We start from the raw sequence: 3,585 nt of genomic DNA, 5'->3' as shown, positions 1-3,585 counted from the left end.
TGTCTCCACATCATCCGCAAAAACGTTCTTTTTCTGCTTTGCTCTATTTTTACAAATCTGCCGTATACCTGCGAAATCTTCCCTTGTCCCTATTTACCGCATATACTGCACATTGCTTCAAACCTTTTTATCCACAGAAATTTCACATTCAGAGTCTATATAGCAAATATCTACTTTTACCACTCTTATTGACCGTTTTACAAGTTGATGTGCATGAGCACTGGTTGTAAAGTAACCAACTTATAAAATTGAGCTTTTAACTCAATCAATAGGGCAGTTCGCACTGCCAATCGGCATTTGACCCGGCTGTCCGTATGGCCATTCCCTGTTTCACAGGTGGTCAGATATATTTGCATGGATGACTCTTAAAATGTTAAGATTTTCCATATCAGAGGTATCATACAGCGATTTTGGTAAAATGTCAAGAATATTTTTTATTTGGGTTGACATTTATGTGTTGCCTCATACTCTGCGATTCTGTCCTTTGCTCAGTAAAATTTTTACTTTTCTAACAGTACTTCCGTCCTCTTCCCGCAGAACGCAAACATCGCCACGCCCGCCGCAAAGATAAACAACGAGATAAACTGTGAAGTCGAGAGGGATCCGACCGCTCCCCGGTTCAAATCACCGCGGAAAAATTCCAGCACGAAGCGTCCCAGACTGTAGCAGATCAGATACAGTGATACCACCTGCCCCTGTTTTTTGCACTTTTTCGCCGCATAGAGAAGCAGCAGACAGTGCAGAAAATCCAGACCGCTTGAGATGAGCTGGGTCGGAACCAACGGAATGTTATTCGGGGCAAAGTCCGAATCGTGGAACACGATCGCAAAATGGCTGTGGGTCGGCATACCATAGCAGCAGCCAGCCAGGAAACAGCCGATCCGTCCAAAGCCCTGCGCGAGCGCAACCGACGGCATGACCAAATCCGCATACTGGAAAAAAGAAATATGCTTGATCCGGCTCAGCACATAGCCGCCCAGCACGCCGCCGATGATGCCGCCGTACACGACAAATCCGTCGCTGATATCTAGCAATTTCTTCGGGTTTGCCAGAATCTCGTCAAAGATTGTGACATAGTACAGAAGTTTTGCACCTAAAATTCCACATACAACACCGCAGATCGCGATCGAGAGGATCATATCGACATCCATCCCCCGCTTGTTTGCCCGGTACTCTGCCAGGTAATACGCAGCGATAATGCCGATGCCGATCATCAGACCGTAGCCGTGGATCGTGATGCTGCCGATTGTGAATAAGTCATTTTTCATGAAAGGTTTATCCTCCTATTTAGTTTACGTTCCCTGATGCTTTTCGATTATAGCATTATTTATATAAAAAAACAAATGTTAATAGATAGCAGAAAAACAGATGTAAAACAGGCTTTTTTCTTCCCATTCTACATCTGTTTCACTGTACTTATTTTATAATTGAGGATACAATCAAGCCCGTATCCAGACTCCTTACGCCTCTTCCCGCTCTTCCTCCGGCAGCAGGTTCGTCATGCTCTTTAAGCTGATCGCCAGTGTCGAGCTGTTGTGCAGCAGCGCCGACATCGACGGTGTGATGATACCAGCCACGCCTAAGAGAATCAGACCTAGGTTGAAGCTGATAACGAAACGGTAGTTTCCATGGACACGTTTCATCAGATCCATGCTCAGATGACGCAGAAGCACGACTTCATCCAGGGAATCTTTCTTGATCGTGATATCCGCGATTTCTCTGGCAATCTCTGCGCCCTCGCTGACTGCGATGCCCGCGTCTGCCGCTGACAGGGCCGGTGAATCGTTGATGCCGTCACCGATCATGATAACTTTGTGGCCTTTTTCCTTCTCCTCCTCAACAAAGCGCGCCTTATCCTCCGGAAGTACCTCGGAGAAATAATCATCCACGCCGACCCTCTTCGCGATCGCCGCTGCGGTCCGCTCGCTGTCGCCGGTCATCATGACAATGCGCTTAAATCCAGCCTCTTTTAACTGGCGGATGACAGACGGTGCTTCCTCACGCAGCGGATCCTCGATGCAGATAACGGCTGCAAGCTGTCCGCCGATTGCCATGTAAAGATGGGAACAATTTTCCGGAAGGTTCTCAAACTTCTCTTTTCCATCCTCCGGCAGTGTGCACTTCTCATCCTCAAATACGAAATGGTGGCTTCCAATCACGACGCGTTCTTCGCCCACATAGGTAGCGATACCGTGCGCTACGATGTAATCCACTCTCGAGTGCATCTCCTCATGTACCAGATGACGTTTTTTCGCTTCCTGTACGACCGCATTTGCCATCGAATGCGGAAAATGCTCTTCCAGGCAGGCTGCGATACGAAGCAGTTCTTCCTTCTCCATGCCGTTGAAAGATACCACATCGGATACAACCGGTTTTGCCTTGGTCAGGGTTCCGGTCTTGTCAAATACGATCGTCTCTGCCTCGGCAACTGCCTCCAGGAACTTGCCGCCCTTGACCGTAATGTGATGCTGGCTTGCCTCACGCATCGCAGACAGGACTGCAAGCGGCATTGCCAGTTTCAGTGCACAGGAGAAATCAACCATCAGAATCGACAGTGCTTTCGTCGCATTGCGGGTCAACAAATAGGTAAGCGCGGTACCGCCCAGACTCCACGGAACGAGTGCATCTGCCAGGTTCGACGCCTTGCCTTCAACGGATGATTTGAGCTTCTCCGAATCCTCGATCATCTGTACGATACGCTCATAACGGGTAGAGCCGGCGGATTTTTCTACCTTGAAGGTAATCTCGCCCTCTTCCAGCGCGGTTCCTGCGTAAACATAGCTGCCCGGCTCTTTTCTGACCGGCTGGGATTCGCCGGTCATCGAAGCCTGATTGATCATCGCCTCGCCGCTCACTACGACACCATCCAGCGGAATCACTGTACCCATATGGACGGTCAGCTCGTCGCCCGCGGTAACATCCGAAAGCGGTACAAAGACTTCGGTCCCGTCCACTTTCTTCCAGACCTTTTCCACGTTCAAGGACATGCTCCGCGCCAGATCACCAACGGATTTCTTATGTGTCCACTCCTCCAGAAGCTCACCGACGCCGAGCAGGAACATAACGGAGCCAGCTGTATTGAAATCGCGGCGCAGAAGGGAAACACTGATCGCCGTCGCATCCAGCACCTCCACATGCAGCTTGCGCTTAAATACGAGGCAGTGGATACCTTTTACGATATAACGGATCGCCTGCACGGACGTGTATACCGCACGGACCGGCGCCGGGAGAAATGTCTTCGTCGCAAAACGGGTCAGTACCTTCTGAATCAGCTTTTCTTTGTACTCCTGATTCAGGGCGCGTCCGCTGCTTTTAACTGCCATCTCCTGTTTTTCGGTAATCTGACCATCAAACGCCGCTACCTGTACGAGTACCGCCTCCCGATCCGCCTTATAATAGATAACCGCATCTGCTGTCCGCTCATACACCTTGGCCGCCGTCACGCCGTCCAGACCAAGCAGATACTGTTCCAGAACATCCGCTTCGCGCACGGTATGGAATTTCCGGGCAAGGCTGATACGGATTCTTCCTTTGATTTCATGCTTTATAATGAATTTCATGATTCATCTTCCTCCGGTTATAGAA

At 49.6% G+C, this 3,585-nt stretch carries 2 protein-coding genes; both read right to left on the bottom strand.

Annotation, left to right across the window (positions count from 1 at the left end; translation table 11 throughout):
• Nucleotides 1-500: 500 nt before the first annotated feature.
• Entirely contained in the window at nt 501-1,268 is a 768-nt protein-coding gene (locus tag QVO97_RS08160) for a prolipoprotein diacylglyceryl transferase (protein ID WP_022359853.1), read from the bottom strand.
• A gap of 192 nt (nt 1,269-1,460) precedes the next feature.
• A complete protein-coding gene (locus tag QVO97_RS08155) occupies nt 1,461-3,560 on the bottom strand; it encodes a heavy metal translocating P-type ATPase (RefSeq protein WP_022359852.1) in 2,100 nt (699 codons plus the stop codon).
• Nucleotides 3,561-3,585: the final 25 nt, after the last annotated feature.

It is taken from the genome of Clostridium sp. CAG:43, from assembly GCF_000434655.1.
GTDB classification, from domain to species: domain Bacteria; phylum Bacillota; class Clostridia; order Lachnospirales; family Lachnospiraceae; genus Otoolea; species Otoolea fessa.
Note: the sequence above shows the minus strand (reverse complement) of the source record. Positions and strands in the feature narration are given on the sequence as shown.